At 62.5% G+C, this 845-nt stretch carries 1 protein-coding gene; it reads right to left on the reverse strand.

Annotated elements, in window-relative coordinates; translation table 11 throughout:
• Positions 1-845 (reverse strand): chaperonin GroEL (gene groEL / locus AC0L2L_RS33340; protein WP_473584021.1); only part of this gene is annotated, 845 nt, incomplete at both ends.

Raw genomic sequence — 845 nt, forward strand, 5'->3', positions numbered from 1 at the left:
ATGGTGGTGTTCTCCTTGGAGATCGACACCTTCTTGGCGCGGCCGAGCATGTTGAGGCCGACATTCTCGAGCTTGATGCCGAGGTCTTCCGAGATGACCTGGCCACCGGTGAGGATGGCGATGTCTTCCAGCATGGCCTTGCGGCGGTCACCGAAGCCCGGAGCCTTGACGGCGGCGATCTTCAGGCCGCCGCGCAGCTTGTTGACGACCAGCGTGGCCAGAGCCTCGCCTTCGACGTCTTCCGAGATGATGAGCAGCGGCTTCGAGGTCTGAACGACGGCTTCCAGGACCGGCAGCATGGCCTGCAGGTTGGAGAGCTTCTTCTCGTGCAGCAGGATGTAGGCGTCTTCCAGATCGGCGACCATCTTGTCGGCGTTGGTGACGAAGTAGGGCGACAGGTAGCCGCGGTCGAACTGCATGCCTTCGACGACTTCCAGCTCGGTCTCGGCGGTCTTGGCTTCCTCGACGGTGATAACGCCCTCGTTGCCGACCTTCTGCATCGCTTCCGCGATCATCTTGCCGACCGACTCGTCGCCATTGGCCGAGATCGTGCCGACCTGGGCGACTTCCTCGGAGGTCTTGATCTTCTTGGCAGCCTTGCCGAGAGCCGCGACGACTTCGGTGACGGCCAGATCGATACCGCGCTTCAGGTCCATTGGGTTCATGCCGGCGGCAACCGCCTTGTGGCCTTCCTGGACGATCGACTGCGCCAGAACCGTCGCGGTCGTGGTGCCGTCGCCGGCGATGTCGTTGGTCTTCGAAGCGACTTCGCGGACCATCTGCGCGCCCATGTTCTCGAACTTGTCCTCAAGCTCGATTTCCTTGGCGACGGTGACGCCGTCCTT

The sequence above is a fragment of the Mesorhizobium sp. WSM4832 genome (assembly GCF_055811115.1).